Here is a 16,757-nt window from a genome sequence, read left to right on the forward strand (position 1 = left end):
TAAGACACATGTTAGAGCGGTGAAACGAGATTACTATTGGCCAACATTGGATTGGGAAATCTTACGTCGGGTTCGAGAACAATCTGACAAAGTGCCGAGGGATTAGCGACGCTTTGAGGTTCCCCTAGCAGGATGCAATAAATAAGGTCGGGGAAAAACAAAAAACGGAGGCATTAGCGCCTCCGTTTCAATTCAGCATTTTCGTTGAGTTCTTGATCTCAACAGTGTGAACGATCATGCCGGATATTCGTGGAAACCCATTTTCTCGGAGATCACGCGGCCAGCATTGTGCAGCATGGATACGTACTCTTCACGGCGAGACTCTTCAAAGCGCACCGTTGGGAAAGACATAGACACACCCGCAACCACATGCCCAAAGCGGTCATAGACAGGAACCGCGACACAATATAAGCCAGGCTCTTGCTCTTCGTTATCTTCCGCGTAATGCTGCTTACTAACTAACTCAAGCTCTTTAAGCAAAGATTCAACGTCTTTATGAGTATTTTTTGTATGACAAATAAACTCAATATCTTTCAATGATTCTCTGACAAATGCTTCTTCGCGTTCCGCTAAAAGTACTTTACCAATTGCGGTACTGTAGAGTGGATTGCGGCGTCCGACACGTGAGTGCATTCGCAATGAGTATTTAGCATCCAATTTATGGATGTAGATGATCGCGTCTTCATCTAATGCGCCAAGGTGTAACGCTTCACCCGTTGCATCCGCGATTTTGGTCATCTCGATGTCTGCTAATTCAATAAGGTCGACATACTCTAGCGACTTCGCCCCCAATTCGAACAAGCGAATGGTTAAGCTGTACTTATCGGCTTCACCCTCTTGGGATACATAGCCTAACGTCTTCATTGTTTGAAGAAAACGGTAAGTCGTCGCCTTCGACATCATCAATCGTTGAGACAAATCCGACACGCCAATTTCTTTCTGCTCGCCTAACGCTTCTAAGATACTAAAGACCTTTAGAACGGAAGAGACGGATTCTGGTTGTGTGTTCTTTTCTGCCATATTCTCGCTTTTCCACATCAATGTTTCAGCCAGTATACCTTTAGTGTTCAAAAAAAATGAAAAGCTTTTTCAATAAAAAATCTCATTTGTATGATAAATCGTCGCGTAAAGGTGACTCACATCATAAAATTTTTAAAACACCTTTTCATTTTAGTTGATCGCGTAATTTCATTTCTATAAAGTGACTTCATCTGATGGCAATAAGTCATACATTAATACTTAATTTGCATGGTAAGGAACTCATTATGATTCTCGATTCGTTCAATCTTGAAGGAAAAGTCGCTGTTGTGACTGGGTGTAATACTGGACTTGGCCAAGGTATGGCGTTGGGTTTGGCTAGCGCAGGCTGTGACATTGTCGGCGTGAACATTTCTGAACCAACAGAAACCAAACAACAGATCGAAGCGCTTGGTCGCCGCTTTTTGGATGTACGTGCGAATCTTATGGTTCTAGACGATATTCCAAGCATCATTGATCAAGCTGTTACTGCGTTTGGCAAGGTCGATATCTTGGTAAACAACGCTGGCATCATTCGTCGCAATGACGCTCTCGAATTCAGTGAGCAAGATTGGGATGACGTGATGGACATCAACGTCAAATCGGTCTTTTTTATGTCTCAAGCCGCAGCCAAGCAGTTCATTGCTCAAGGTACTGGCGGCAAGATCATTAACGTGGCGTCCATGCTTTCATTCCAAGGTGGTATCCGCGTGCCTTCATACACGGCATCGAAAAGCGGCGTGATGGGCGTAACGCGTTTGATGGCGAATGAATGGGCAAGCAAAGGTATTAACGTCAATGCGATTGCGCCGGGTTATATGGCGACTAACAACACCGCAGCTCTGCAAGCAGATGAAGAACGAAATAAAGCAATCGTCGAGCGCATCCCTGCAGAGCGTTGGGGTACACCAAAAGATCTGGCTGGGCCGTGTGTCTTCCTTGCATCTTCTGCTTCTGATTACGTGAACGGCTATACCATCGCGGTCGATGGCGGCTGGTTAGCTCGTTAAGGAGAAAGTGATGTTTGTATTTAATAAAGACATTGCTCTGGAAGATCTTGGCGATGGTATCAAACGCAAAGTGTTGGCTTACAGTGACAACATGATGAGCGTCGAAGTGTATTTCGACAAAGGTGCGGTCGGCGCTTTGCACAGTCACCCTCATGAGCAAATTACTTATGTGCTCTCCGGTGAGTTTGAATTCACCATTGGCGACGAGACGAAAGTCGTCAAAGCCGGAGATGCGCTATATAAGCAGCCGAACATCATTCATGGCTGTACCTGTTTAAGCGAAGGTGTGCTGCTCGATAACTTCACGCCTATGCGCAAAGATTTTGTCTAAATTTAAAAGATTATTATTGGAGAAACCCATGAAAATTGCACTGATGATGGAAAATAGCCAAGCGGGTAAAAACGCGATTGTGCTAAACGAGCTTGAGCAAGTGGCTCGTTCACAAGAATACTCAGTATTTAACGTAGGCATGAGTGATGAAAACGATCATCACCTGACTTACATCCACCTAGGCATCATGGCGAGCATCTTAATCAACTCTAAAGCAGTGGATTTCATCGTAACTGGCTGTGGTACAGGACAAGGTGCCATGATGTCATTGAATATTCATCCAGGCATTGTTTGTGGCTACTGCTTAGATCCATCTGATGCATTCTTGTTTAATCAAATTAACAACGGCAACGCCTTATCGCTTGCGTTCGCAAAAGGTTATGGCTGGGGTGCAGAATTAAACGTTCGTTATATTTTCGAGAAAGCATTCACAACCGGAGAGCGCGGCCAAGGTTATCCACTAGAGCGAGCAGAACCACAGCAGCGAAATGCAGCCATTCTTAACGATGTGAAGTCTGCTGTCGTAAAAGAAAACTACCTCGATACGTTAAAAGCCATTGACCCAGAACTGGTGAAAACCGCAGTAAGTGGCGTGCGTTTCCAGCAATGTTTCTTTGAGCACTGCCAAGATGCGGAGATCGAAGCATTCGTACGCGAAATCTTAGCTTAATGTCTTAAATCCCGTTGTCGCTTTTCTTCCATCTTTAAGCGGCAACGGTTTTACGCATATATCTAACCACAAAATATAATCATACATATCACTCTTTCTTAGCGTGGTATCTTTTCTAATTCCGTCCAAAAAAATCGTATCACTGCCCTACCACCCCTCCAATAAAAATTAATTTAAAACAATATATTTCAATCACTTAATCCAAATTTCTATAAGAAAAATCATTTCTTTACTGTTTAAATAACAAAATTGAAATAGCGTTTCATTTGTCACATTTTTTGTATTTCCCGTTCGATCTTTTGTCATACATATTAAATAATGAACCAACGTTTTAAAAAACAGAAACCTTATTTTTAAAATCACTAGGGGTACAAAAATGAACATAGATATACTCGTAGTCGCCGTTTACTTTGTGTTTATGATCGCTGTCGGGATCATCTTTAAACGCTTGGCCGGTAACTCAACCAGTGACTACTTTAGAGGTGGCGGCAAGATGTTGTGGTGGATGGTAGGCGCAACGGCGTTTATGACCCAGTTCAGTGCGTGGACGTTTACCGGTGCAGCAGGCAAGGCCTTTACTGACGGCTTTCCGATCATGGTGATCTTCATGGCGAATGCGTTCGGCTTCTTATTGTCTTGGTTATTCTTCTCGTACCGTTTCCGTCAAATGCGAGTAGTGACACCTGTAGAGGGTGTGCGCCGCCGCTTTGGTGCAACGAACGAGCAAGTGTTCACTTGGGCAACAATGCCAACCAGCATTGTTTACACGGGTATTTGGTTGAATGGCTTGGCGCTGTTCGTGAGTGCGGTGTTCAAAATTGACATCGAGACCACCATCATAGTCACGGGGTTGATCGTTCTGTTTATTTCTGTGATTGGCGGATCATGGGGCGTTGTAGCGTCAGACTTTGTCCAAATGGTTGTCATCATGGCCGTAACTGTAGTGTGTGCCGTAGCGGCGATTATCAAGATCGGTGGCCCAAGTAACTTGATCGAGCAGTTCCCTACCGATTCAATCATGGGACCGGGCATGAACTACCCATTGCTGTTCGTCGCTTGGTTTATCTTCATGTTCGTTAAGCAGTTGCAAAACATCAACAACATGCAGGACTCTTACCGTTTTCTTACTGCAAAAGATTCTATCAACGCACGTAAAGCGGCTCTGCTTGCCTTTGTGTTGATGCTTATTGGCCCTGCGATTTGGTTTATGCCTCCTTGGGTAACTGCAGTTATCTACCCAGACGCAGCACTTGCGCACGTCGATGCTCTTGGCGGAAAAGCAGCAGATGCGGTTTACCTTGTGTTTGTAGAGCGTGTGATGCCAGTCGGCATGGTTGGCCTACTTATGTCTGCCGTGTTTGCAGCCACCATGTCTTCAATGGATTCAGGCCTCAACCGAAATGCAGGTGTTTTCGTTCGTAACTTCTACAACCCAATCATCAATAAAGATGCGTCTGAACGTCAGCTTATGCGTGTCAGCCAAGCGGTAACCGTTGTGTTTGGTGTACTGATCATCATGGTCGCATTGTTCATCAATTCATTGCGTGGTTTGAGCTTATTCGACGCAATGATGTACGTGAGTACCCTACTTCAAATGCCGATCTTGGTGCCGTTATTCTTCGGCATGTTCATCAAGAAAACGCCGGATTGGGCAGCATGGGCAACGCTTGCTGTTGGTATGGTGGTCTCTTATCTCGTGAGCTTTGTGATCACACCAGACGTTATCGCTAACGTACTAAATCTTGAAAATGGCTTTACCAGCCGTGAAGCGTCTGACCTGATTGTCATGAACGGCATCATCGGTCATCTACTGATTACAGGTGGCTTCTTCTGCTTAACCACTAAGTTCTACAAAGCACCTCAAGAAGCGCGCGCAAAAGAGCTTTCGGAATTTTGGACGGATGTTGATACACCAGTGGTGGAAGCTGAAGGACAAGATGAAGTGGATCGTCAACAACGAAGCATGCTTGGCAAACTGATCTTGGTGTTTGGTACTTTGGTTATCGCCATGGTGTTGATTCCAAATCCATTCTGGGGACGCATGGCCTTCCTATTCTGTGGTGGTGTTGTTCTTACCGTTGGTGCCTTGCTTCTTAAGAGCGCCAAGAAAACTGAAGTACTGTCGACACAATTACAACACTAATTCTCGTTTGAATTCAGACCTAGGAGGCTCGAAGAGTTGAGCCTCCTGCATTCACAACGAACAACAGATAAGTCTTGAGTCAGTCATTTTTTGCAGAGTGACTCGCTGAATACTTTTTGAGGTAAGAACCATGAATCAAGCTTACATTCACGATAACTTTCTTCTCTCCAACCCACTTGCTCAGGATCTGTATCGTCGCTTTGCTGCACCGATGCCGATCATAGACTTTCACAATCACCTTGAAGCAGAAGACATTTGGCAGGACACAAAACACGAGAACCTCACCCAAGCATGGCTTAATAGCGATCACTATGTGTGGCGAGCGATGCGAAGTAACGGAATCGACGAGCACTACATCACTGGTGATGCAACGGACACAGAAAAGTTCGCCAAATGGTGCGAAGCCGTGCCTTACTTGATTGGCAATCCCCTTTATCAATGGTCTCATCTGGAGCTAAAACGTTTCTTTGATTGCGATTTATTACTCAATCCAGACAATCAAAAAGACATCTGGGGGTTAAGCCACCAGCAATTCAAACGAGGAAACAGCAGTACTCGTGATGTACTGGAACAATTAAACGTCGAAACCTTGTGTACCACGGATTCGCCTTTATCCAACCTAGAGCACCATCTCGCGCTGAAAGAATCTAACTTTAAGGTGCAAGTGTTACCGACGTTCCGTGCTGACGAGTTGTTTTGTTTCAACCAAACCGACAAGTTTCATGCGCTACTCACACACTTATCGAAGTTAACCGCTACCTCAATTGGCACATTTCAAGATTATCTTTGTGCAATCCAAACAAGGCTAGATGCCTTTCATGAAGTGGGTTGTCGTTTATCTGATTTGGGCTTACCAAGCGTAAGGTTTGAACCATGCAGTGAAGAGCAAGCAGAACTCATCTTCCAACAGCTTCTACAAAACCAAGCGATTACCCAAACTGCACTTGTTCAACTGACATCCAGATTGTTTTTCGAGCTCGGCCAACGTTACTACCAACTCGGCTGGAGCATGCAACTTCACATAGGCGTTTTAATGAACATCAATGAAAGACGCAAAGCGCAACTTGGTGGAGGAACCGGGTTTAGCGTCATTAACAGTGATTCGTATGCCCATGCCCTTTCCCAGTTACTGAGTGAACTGGATCGAAGTTCGTGTTTGCCTAATACGGTACTCTTTAATCTCAACCCCAACGACAACCCAGTACTAAGCTGCATGGCGGGTGCGTTTCAGGACAGCGATACTGTCGCTGGGAAGATTCAATTTGGTGCGGCATGGTGGTTTAACGATCATAAAGACGGCATGGAATCTCAACTGACAACACTCAAAAATCTCGGCGCGCTCGGACGTTTTATCGGCATGCTGACAGACTCTCGCAATGTCTTCTCTTTTAGCCGACATGAATATTTTCGGCGAGTATTGTGCAACCTCTTAGCAAAATGGGTCGAGGAAGGAGAAATACCTAACGACGAACCATTACTCAAACAAACCATAGAGAACATTTGTTACTACAACGCCAAACGCTACTTTCGCTTCAATTCTGATCAAGGCTTAGAGGGGTAATCGCCATGCTGCAATTTTCAAACAAAGAAATGGAGAACATTCGTCATCGCGCGACGCCTTCTGTCATCGAAGCGCTTATTGAAGACAACCAAGTTGTGCTTAATCACGAAGTCCTAGTTCCTGAGGACGGGCGCGCAACTTGGAACCTATTCTATTATTGCCCTGAACATGGGGTGAGACTGACTTGGGATCGGAATAAGCCAACGTCTCATTGCTGCCCTGTTGATGGCAAAACATTTACTGGTGAGCCGTACGACGGTGCATGGTGGCGCTGGTTGAATGGGTTAAACGCCAAGGCGTGTTATGACTTAGGGCTTTTGTGGCATCTGACCAATGAAGACCGTTATCTAGAGAAAGTGAAACAAATACTGCTCCAGTATGCAAAATACTATCCAGACTACGAGGTACACGGAGGCATACCTTACAATGGCCCTGGTAAAGCAAACGCACAAACCTTGTGTGAGGCGAACTGTCACCTTGATTTCGCTAGAGGCTATGACTTCATCAAGCAAGCTCTAACGCCAGAACAGCAAGCCTATATCGAACTGCGATTACTGCGAGAAGGTGCGGACTTTCTGGTGGAACATCGCACCGCTCAGCTGCATAACCATGAGATGAAGATAAACGCGACCATCGGTGTGATTGGCCTTATTCTTGATGAACAACGTTATCTCGATTTCGCACTCAAAACCGAATACGGACTGCACTATCAGCTAGAACACGGTTGTATCGGGGAAGGCATGTGGTTTGAAGGCTCGATCCACTATCACTACTACGCGTTACAAGCCTTGCTGAATTTCGAGAAAATGGCACATCAAACCCCGTACTCTGTCAGCTCGAATCCTAACTACTTAAAGTTACTGAAATTCCCGCTACAGTTGGTAATGAACACCGGTGATTTCCCTCGCTTGAACGATTGTATAGCAGGACAAGAAAAGCTCACTCATGCTCACTTGTTTGAATTTGCCTACAAGCAAACACCGTGTGAAGAATTTGCTCGTGCCTTAGCCAGCATCTATCAAAACATCAGTCGCGATAACATCAATGCTTTGCTCTATGGCGTGGATGAACTTCCTCAAGTTAGCCCGTTACTTTGTCACTCAACACATAGCGAAGCCGCTGGCTTGACCATTGCCCATCACCCAACATTGAATAATGCTCTGTTGTACAAGCACGCACCGTATGGCGGTGAGCACGACCATTATGACCGACTCGGCTTTATCCTAACGCGTAATGGCAAAGAGATTTTGCCAGATTTAGGCACGACAGGTTATGGTGCAGAACTGCATTACGGCTATTACAAAAACACCGCTACACACAATACACTGGTGGTGAATCAGCAAAACCAGTCCCCAATCCACCCGCAATTACTTGGTTTTACACAAACTGACAATTACACCACCATCGATGCCGTTGTGGATTGGTCACAACCTGAAGCCAGTGTCGATAGCCATACTATCGTGCAGTGGGACAAAGAGGCGTATCAAGATGTAGTGTTCCGTCGAGCTTTCATTTGGCTTGATGATGTCGCCATTGAGTTGAACACGATTCTCAACCCACACAACCAACAATTGGATCTGACTTATCACGTGCGAGGTGAACATCTTCTCCAACCAGAAAACGGGGCTTGGAAGCCAATTACGAACCCACTATCCGGAGCTTTAGCACGGATGACGAATACACAGATAAGCGAACCAAACACGGCATTCGCTCTTAATTATGAAATAGAGGGTCAAACAGAATTCCGTCAACACATCTACGCTGACTCACCAGTTGAAGTGCTCATTGGTAATGCACCAGACAATCCAGCAACGTCCGATCTCGCTTATTCCTTGATTCGCTCTCATGCGCACAAGTTGAATACCTTAGTGCTTCATGATCTTTCGGAACAGAGTAACTACCACGTCAATGACGTAACTTGGGGTGAGGAAAGTATCTACTTCGTTCTATCGAACACGAACGGCAGTGAACACATCAACTGCACTAGAATCATGTATGACTTTAAATCGGCAAGAATTACCATGTTTGAGCAGATGTCATAATAATCTCCATCAAAACAAGGCTAGCTAAATGCTGGCCTTGTCTCTTTAAATATTCCTTTCTATACATGACCTTCCAATTGCACATAAGCGCGCGTTATAAGCAGCACGCTTGAAGAATGACGCTGATCATCTTTTGAACAAAATCCCGAAATATAACGTAAAAGCGCAAGGGCGAAATACGCAACCTGTAACTAAACTTTGGGAACACTAACCCCAGTTAGGGAGCAAGAGATGAGCGACAAAAACAATCACTCCAAATGTCCTGTCATGCATGGAGCGAATACCAACCAACAGGCAGCTGAATTCAATTGGTGGCCGAAAACCCTCAACCTCGACATTCTTCATCAACACGACCAAAAAACCGACCCAATGGGCGCGGATTTTAATTATGCCGATGCTTTTAACTCTCTCGATTTAGAGGAAGTAAAAAAAGACCTAAAAGATCTGATGACCGACAGCCAAGATTGGTGGCCAGCAGACTGGGGTCATTACGGTGGCTTGATGATTCGTATGGCGTGGCACTCTGCGGGTACTTATAGGATTGCCGATGGTCGTGGCGGTGCAAGCCGAGGTAATCAGCGTTTTGCTCCACTCAACAGTTGGCCAGATAACGGCAACCTAGACAAAGCACGTCGCCTACTTTGGCCAATCAAAAGAAAATACGGGAACAAATTGTCTTGGGCCGATTTGATGATTCTTGCTGGTAACATGGCTTATGAATCCATGGGCTTTAAGACGTTTGGTTTTGCTGGCGGTCGTGAAGACATTTGGCATCCTGAAAAAGACATCTACTGGGGCGCAGAAAAAGAGTGGTTACAACCAAGTGGCGGCGAGAACAATCGTTACTCTGGTGAACGCGATCTAGAAAACCCACTTGCAGCAGTCATGATGGGCTTGATTTACGTAAATCCTGAAGGGGTCGACGGCAAACCAGATCCAATCAAAACCGCGCACGATATGCGTGTAACCTTCGCGCGTATGGCAATGAACGATGAAGAAACCGTTGCCCTCACTGCTGGCGGACATACGGTAGGTAAAGCACATGGTAATGGTGATGCTTCTATCCTTGGTCCTGAACCGGAAGGCGCAGAAATTGAAGACCAAGGCTTCGGTTGGTTGAACAAAACCTCGCGCGGCATTGGACGTGATACGGTCACCAGTGGTGTCGAAGGCGCATGGACCACCAACCCAACCAAATGGGATAACGGCTACTTCCACTTATTGTTCACTTACGATTGGTGGGTAACGAAAAGCCCTGCGGGTGCGGCACAATGGGAACCGATAAACATCAAAGAAGAAGACATGCCAGTGGATGTGGAAGACCCAAGCATCCGTCGCAACCCAATGATGACCGATGCGGACATGGCCCTGAAATTTGATCCAGAATACCGCAAGATTGCTGAACGCTTCCGAGACGATCCGAAATACTTCGAAGATTGCTTTGCTCGCGCTTGGTTTAAACTAACCCACCGCGACTTGGGGCCGAAGTCGCGTTATCTTGGCTCGGATGTGCCAGCAGAAGATCTGATTTGGCAAGATCCAGTACCGCCAGTCTCTTACCATCTTTCTGAAGAGAACATCGACGCACTCAAGATGGCGATTCTCAATAGTGAATTGAGCATTGCTGAGCTGGTTTCTACCGCATGGGACAGCGCTCGTACTTACCGTGGTTCTGACCGTCGCGGTGGTGCCAATGGCGCACGACTTCGTCTTGCTCCGCAAAAAGATTGGGTGGGTAACGAGCCAGAAAGATTGCAGAAAGTGTTGAGCGTGCTCGACGATATTCGCACCACGCACAACTCGCCAATTAGTATGGCGGATTTGATTGTGCTTGCGGGTGGCGTAGGTATCGAGAAAGCGGCATCCAACGCTGGTATGAATGTCTCTGTACCATTTAGCCAAGGACGTGGAGATGCGACAGACGCTATGACCGATGCCGATTCGTTTGACGTGCTTGAACCAATTCACGATGGCTTCCGCAACTGGCTGAAATCCGATTACGTGGTAACGGCAGAAGAGCTCTTATTGGAAAGAAGCCAATTGATGCAACTGACCGCTGTCGAGATGACGGTGCTCATTGGTGGTATGCGTGTTCTTGGCACCAATTATGGTGGTACGAGCCAAGGCGTATTCACCGATAACGTCGGCGCACTGACCAACGATTTCTTCGTTAACCTCACTGATATGAGCTACACATGGCACCCAACCGCTGACAACGAGTACGAAATCCGCGAACGCGCTTCTGGCCAAACCAAATGGACAGCGTCACGTGTCGACTTAGTATTCGGTTCCAACTCGGTACTGCGCTCTTACGCAGAGGTTTACGCTCAGGACGATAACAAAGAGAAGTTTGTCCAAGACTTTGTCGCAGCTTGGGTGAAAGTGATGAACAACGATCGCTTCGATTTATAGAGCGCGCTTTTATCCATTATCTTCCAAAAGAGCTGATGACCTCAGCTCTTATTTTTTCATCCTAACTGTCACTGATTCCTTCCTCTCCCCCTAGATAAATTGTAATACAATTAACATTATTCACTGAACAAACATTTGCGTAGTTAAAGCGAATCTCTTGGTTATATTTGGCATAGATACACTTATTACTTGAGACACTAAAACACGCCAGAAACCAAGAGAAATCGAGCCAATAGCCAAACCAACCTCTCACTTTTGCCAAAAAACATCGATAAAACCTTATTCATTGCATTTTCCGATTGCAAAATCCAACTGAAGACTTAAGATAAAGCCATATAATCATACAATACGATATTTGGAGTCTGATATGACAAAACCTGTCATTGGTTTCATCGGCCTTGGTCTGATGGGTGGAAACATGGTTGAGAACCTACAAAACCGTGGTTACGAATTAAACGTAATGGATTTGAATAAAGACGCTGTGGCAGCTTGTGTTGCTCGCGGTGCTAAAGCGGCAAATACACCTAAAGAACTTGCTGAAGCAAGTGACATCGTAATGCTGTGTCTAACGACTTCTGAAGTTGTAGAAAAGATCGTTTACGGTGAAGAAGGTATTCTAGCGGGTATCAAAGAAGGCGCGACTCTGATCGACTTCGGTACTTCTATCCCAGCTTCGACTCGTAAGATCGGTGCTGATCTTGCTGCGAAAGGCGCAGGCATGATTGATGCGCCTCTTGGCCGTACTCCAGCTCACGCGAAAGATGGTCTACTAAACATCATGGCTGCTGGTGACATCGAAACGTTCAACAAAGTTAAGCCAGTGCTTGATGAACAAGGCGAAAACGTATTCCACCTTGGTGCTCTTGGTTCTGGTCACGTAACTAAGCTCGTGAACAACTTCATGGGCATGACAACAGTAGCAACTATGTCTCAGGCGTTCGCTGTTGCTAAGCGTGCTGGCGTTGATGGCCAACAGCTATTCGACATCATGTCTGCAGGTCCATCAAACTCACCATTTATGCAGTTCTGTAAGTTCTACGCTGTAGACGGCGAAGAGAAGCTAGGTTTCTCAATCGCAAACGCAAACAAAGATCTAGGTTACTTCCTAGAAATGGTTAAAGACCTAGGTACTGAGTCTCTTATTGCTGAAGGTACTTCTAAGAGCCTTCAAGCAGCGGTAGACCAAGGCCTTGGTCAAAACGACGTTCCAGTTATCTTTGACTACTTTGCTGAACTAGAAGGTTAATACCTTAGCCAACCGCATTTCCAAAGCCTTGCTAACCCCGTAGCAAGGCTTTTTTATGCCCTCTCTTAGCGGCCTAAACTAAACTCACAGTCTCCCCTCTTTGACATTCATATCACACATTTACACTGTGTTTATATACATAATGTTGTGTTTGTATATTATTCTGCGGTTGTTTTCGCTATAGAGTTAAAGAATGACCGATTATCTTGAGGCTGGTATCAAATCATTAGTAGAAGAATTCCAAATTAATGGGAAGCCTTGCCCTTCACTACAAACCATCGCTGAACGACGTGCCGGCTATATTGGCAGTACTGTCTTAGCAGGTGAGAGCCCAGCATTAGAGCGCGAGTTCTTAGATGTCATCAATGGCATTCAAATCAAAGTTTATAAGCCAGCGAGCGAGGTAAACTTACCTGTCACCATCTACTTCCACGGCGGTTGTTTCATCAGCGGAGGCTTTGAAACCCACGAAGTCCAGCTACGACAAATCGCAGTCTTATCTCACACGATTGTGATCTGTATTAAATACAGACTTGCACCAGAACATATCTATCCAGCAGCACATGATGATGTTTATCAAGCTGTATTAGGAATTAAAGAACACGGGCATAAATATGGTGGCGATACCAATCATGTGGTTTTTGTTGGGGATAGTGCCGGGGCGCAATTGGCATTATCGACGTCACTCAGGCTCAAAGAATTACAGCCTTGGTTACCAAATCAGCAAATCCTCATCTACCCAATGTTAGACCCTAAAGGCAGTTCACAAAGCTACATAGAAAATGGAACCGACTACATTATTACAGCGCGAATGCTTCTATCAGGTTTTGAACTTTATACTAACCACGACGCAGAAATCGCAGCTGAACCAGAACTTAATCTTTTGACTAATGACCTCAGCGGTCTACCTATGACAACCATTATTACCGCGGAATATGACCCGTTGCGTGATGAGGGAGAAAAACTTTATCGACTACTGTTGTCTCAAGGTGTAGAAGCATACTGTGAGCGTTATCTAGGTGTTATTCATGGATTCTTCCAATTATCTGGAGTGAGTGGTTCGGCAATGCGCTGTATAGCCACAGTTTCAAAGCAGATCAAACATCAGTCCTGCCCCTCCTGAATAACTCATTGCAAACCACTTGTAACTCCTTTAATCGCAGCATAAAAAAATCCCACGGTATTAGCACCGTGGGATTTTTATTAGGAAGAGTGAGTTAAGTGGGACTTAGCTTTTCGCGTTAGCTAACTTTGGGCTTTTAGGCCCTCGTGCTGCGTTCACCAATAGCACACCCACCGAGAGAACAATCGCACCACACAAGATAAACAGTAGTCGACCTGATGGTTCGTTTGGAATCAGAGCCATCGCTAGGATACCGAAGCCCGCTACGCTGATAAGCTTACCAAGCATGCCGCGCTGTTTTGTATCTAGGTTCTGCTGCTCTTCGCTGTCAGCCACAAGAGGCGTGTTCCAGTTCTCGAACAATTGATCCACTTCTTTCTCACGTTCAGGCGACAGACCTTTGTAGAAACGTGTTGTCAGTAGGAAGAATCCACCAGTGAAGACAACGTGTGCTGCTAGGCTCAAGCCAACTTTCAGATCTGCCCACTCACGTGCTGTAAACGCTTGCTCTAGACCGAATAGGCGCTCCACGTCTTCTGCTTGTAGTGAGATACCGAAGATGTAAGAAACAAAGCCACCAACAACCAGTGTTGCCCAACCAGCCCAGTCCGGCGTCTTACGAATCCACATACCAAGTAGTACAGGAATCAGCATTGGGAAGCCAATCAATGCGCCCACGTTCAGTACGATATCGAACAGGCTCAAGTGACGTAGTGAGTTAATGAATAGACCGATACCAATGATGATGAAACCCATCACGATAGTCGTTGCTTTACTCACGATAACCAGCTCTTTTTGTGACGCTTGTGGACGTACAATCGGGCTATAGAAGTTCATCACGAAGATACCCGCGTTACGGTTAAGACCAGAGTCCATTGAAGACATGGTCGCCGCAAACATTGCTGACATCAGAAGACCTACCATACCTGCTGGCATTACGTTTTGTACGAATGCTAGGTAAGCTGCATCACCACCTACTGAGCCGTATTGCTCTGCGAAATCAGGCATAAATGCCGCAACGTACCAAGGTGGTAGGAACCAAATGATAGGACCCACAATCATCAGCACACATGCAAGGCCTGCTGCTTTACGTGCGTTTTCACTGTCTTTTGCACATAGGTAGCGGTAAGCGTTGATGCTGTTGTTCATTACACCGAACTGTTTAACAAAGATGAACACTACCCAAAGGATAAAGATACTGACGTAGTTCAGGTTGTTACCCAGCATGAAGTCGCCGTGGAAGTTAGACACTATGTTGCCAATACCGCCACCGTGGAAGTATGCCGCCACCGCACAAGTTATCGTCACTGCCATGATAACCAACATCTGCATAAAGTCAGATGCAACAACCGCCCAAGAGCCGCCCGTTACCGCCATTAGCATTAGCACTAAACCCGTAACGATGATGGTCGCTTCCATAGGAATGTTGAAGACCGCTGCCACGAAAATCGCAAGACCATTCAACCAAATACCGGCTGAGATCAAGCTGTCTGGCATACCAGCCCAAGTGAAGAACTGCTCTGAAGTCTTACCGAAACGTTGACGAATTGCTTCAATCGCCGTCACTACACGTAGTTGGCGGAACTTTGGAGCAAAGTAGAGGTAGTTCATGAAGTAGCCAAATGCGTTGGCTAAGAATAGGATTACAACAACGAAACCGTCGTTGAACGCGCGTCCTGCGGCACCTGTAAACGTCCATGCTGAAAATTGCGTCATGAAGGCGGTAGCACCTACCATCCACCATAACATCTTACCGCCCCCTCGGAAGTAGTCACTGGTTGAGGTAGTGAACTTACGGAACATCCAACCAATTGCAACTAAGAAGAAGAAGTAGGCAAGAACAACAAGAGTATCAATAGTCATTTTTTCAGCCTTTCAAGTTTGATCATTTTCTAACGCCTAGACTACTCTGTTCATTATTTTATTTGTACTACAATAAGCTTTAATTGTGATCTGAAACATAAGTTATTTCATTGAAAAATTGGCGACAAAGCCTTTATTTTATAGGGATACTAGCATTCAAAGTCAGAATAACCACCACTCAACAAGTAATTATATTGTAATACAAATAATCTATTGCAAATTCATTAAAGTATGGAATATTTTTCTTCTTCATGCTTTGTCTGAAGATCAAAAATGCGTGGTATTTCTTTGAGGGAAACGTAATGAGATGTTTCGAAGGAATTGGATAGAAAGTGGGATTTAGATGAATGTAACAAGCAAGATCCCCGACTCCTTCCCGTCATTTCCTAGAAGGAGGAACGACTGAGTAGGAAATCTCCTTTCACCGCCAAATACCAAGTCGTTACGTTGATGGGTCAAATCACTATCGAAGTTCCGTGTAGATTCGGTTATTCAAGAGTCCCGCCCCACCCTCCTTCGCCGCTGTCGAGAACGACGCAAGGACAATCCAGCGCTTTTCATTTCTACCTCTCAAATCTCGATTCTCCAATCTCGCCTCTTCCAAACACAAAAAAGCGAGCACTGAGGCTCGCTTTTCGTTCTTTCGCTAGTTTTATCGGGGTGTTACGACACTTATGCTACGTGAGCTACTGCGTCGCGAACCAGTGTACCTAGTTCATCCCACTTACCTTCATCGATAAGTTTTGTTGGCACCATCCAAGTACCGCCACATGCCAGTACTGAAGGGATAGACAAGTACTCGTCTACGTTACCTAGGCTCACACCACCTGTTGGCATGAATTTCACTGGGTAAACCGCCGTAAGTGCTTTAAGCATACCCACACCGCCAGATGGCTCAGCTGGGAAGAACTTAAGTGTACGCAGACCCATTTCCATCGCTTGCTCAACTAGGCTTGGGTTGTTTACGCCAGGTACGATAGCCACGCCTTTGTCTAGGCAGTATTGAACCGTGCGAGGGTTAAAACCTGGGCTTACGATAAAGTCCACACCAGCTTCGATCGCTTGGTCAACTTGTTCGTTAGTTAGGATAGTACCTGCACCGATCAGCATTTCTGGGAACTCAGCGCGCATAGCACGAATCGCTTCTGCAGCACACTCTGTGCGGAACGTGATTTCTGCGCAAGGCATACCGTTTTCAACCAAAGTGCGACCTAGAGGAATCGCATCTTCTGCTTTGTTGATGGCAATAACAGGAATTACTTTTAGGTTTTCTAATTGTTCGTTTAATGTCGTCATAAGAGTGTACTCGTCGTCGTTAACTTGAGTTCAATAAATCACT

At 45.6% G+C, this 16,757-nt stretch carries 12 protein-coding genes; 9 read left to right on the plus strand and 3 right to left on the minus strand.

The features are described from left to right. Positions 1–234 precede the first annotated feature (234 nt). Positions 235–1,020, minus strand: coding sequence for a DNA-binding transcriptional regulator KdgR (gene kdgR, locus BCT11_RS18960; protein WP_102388998.1), 786 nt, complete (start codon positions 1,018–1,020; stop codon positions 235–237). A gap of 245 nt (positions 1,021–1,265) precedes the next feature. On the opposite strand from kdgR, the gene kduD reads away from it, so the two are divergent. From kduD to BCT11_RS19010, 9 genes are all read left to right on the plus strand, one after another. Next, complete coding sequence (gene kduD, locus BCT11_RS18965; protein WP_009705707.1) at positions 1,266–2,027, plus strand: 2-dehydro-3-deoxy-D-gluconate 5-dehydrogenase KduD; 762 nt, start codon at positions 1,266–1,268, stop codon at positions 2,025–2,027. Positions 2,028–2,037: 10 nt separating this feature from the next. Continuing rightward, positions 2,038–2,358 (plus strand): cupin domain-containing protein, encoded by a 321-nt coding sequence (locus tag BCT11_RS18970; RefSeq protein WP_009705706.1) that lies wholly within the window; start codon positions 2,038–2,040, stop codon positions 2,356–2,358. 28 nt (positions 2,359–2,386) lie between these two features. Beyond that, complete coding sequence (locus BCT11_RS18975; protein ID WP_042605024.1) at positions 2,387–3,028, plus strand: RpiB/LacA/LacB family sugar-phosphate isomerase; 642 nt, start codon at positions 2,387–2,389, stop codon at positions 3,026–3,028. Between the two features lie 376 nt (positions 3,029–3,404). Then, positions 3,405–5,171 carry a sodium:solute symporter family protein gene (locus BCT11_RS18985; RefSeq protein ID WP_095759884.1) on the plus strand — a complete coding sequence of 589 codons (1,767 nt, stop codon included), beginning with the start codon at positions 3,405–3,407 and terminating at the stop codon, positions 5,169–5,171. Between the two features lie 130 nt (positions 5,172–5,301). Further along, a complete protein-coding gene (gene uxaC, locus BCT11_RS18990) occupies positions 5,302–6,732 on the plus strand; it encodes a glucuronate isomerase (protein WP_102388981.1) in 1,431 nt (476 codons plus the stop codon). A 5-nt stretch (positions 6,733–6,737) separates the two neighbouring features. Continuing rightward, positions 6,738–8,774: a heparinase II/III family protein gene (locus BCT11_RS18995; protein ID WP_102388982.1), complete on the plus strand. Its 2,037-nt coding sequence runs from the start codon at positions 6,738–6,740 to the stop codon at positions 8,772–8,774. 231 nt (positions 8,775–9,005) lie between these two features. After that, positions 9,006–11,186: a catalase/peroxidase HPI gene (gene katG / locus BCT11_RS19000; protein WP_102388983.1), complete on the plus strand. Its 2,181-nt coding sequence runs from the start codon at positions 9,006–9,008 to the stop codon at positions 11,184–11,186. A 355-nt stretch (positions 11,187–11,541) separates the two neighbouring features. Then, a complete protein-coding gene (locus BCT11_RS19005) occupies positions 11,542–12,432 on the plus strand; it encodes an NAD(P)-dependent oxidoreductase (protein ID WP_258071394.1) in 891 nt (296 codons plus the stop codon). Positions 12,433–12,625: 193 nt separating this feature from the next. Beyond that, positions 12,626–13,555: an alpha/beta hydrolase gene (locus BCT11_RS19010; protein WP_102388984.1), complete on the plus strand. Its 930-nt coding sequence runs from the start codon at positions 12,626–12,628 to the stop codon at positions 13,553–13,555. A gap of 105 nt (positions 13,556–13,660) precedes the next feature. Here the strand turns inward: BCT11_RS19010 and BCT11_RS19015 are convergent, their stop codons facing one another. Together BCT11_RS19015 and BCT11_RS19020 are read right to left on the minus strand one after the other, a co-directional pair. Continuing rightward, complete coding sequence (locus BCT11_RS19015) at positions 13,661–15,418, minus strand: sodium:solute symporter family protein (RefSeq protein WP_038866999.1); 1,758 nt, start codon at positions 15,416–15,418, stop codon at positions 13,661–13,663. A gap of 672 nt (positions 15,419–16,090) precedes the next feature. Beyond that, positions 16,091–16,714, minus strand: a complete 624-nt coding sequence (locus BCT11_RS19020; RefSeq protein ID WP_102388985.1) for a bifunctional 4-hydroxy-2-oxoglutarate aldolase/2-dehydro-3-deoxy-phosphogluconate aldolase — start codon at positions 16,712–16,714, stop codon at positions 16,091–16,093. Between the last annotated feature and the right edge of the window lie 43 nt (positions 16,715–16,757).

The sequence above is a fragment of the Vibrio sp. 10N.222.52.B12 genome (assembly GCF_002875385.1).
GTDB classification, from domain to species: domain Bacteria; phylum Pseudomonadota; class Gammaproteobacteria; order Enterobacterales; family Vibrionaceae; genus Vibrio; species Vibrio jasicida.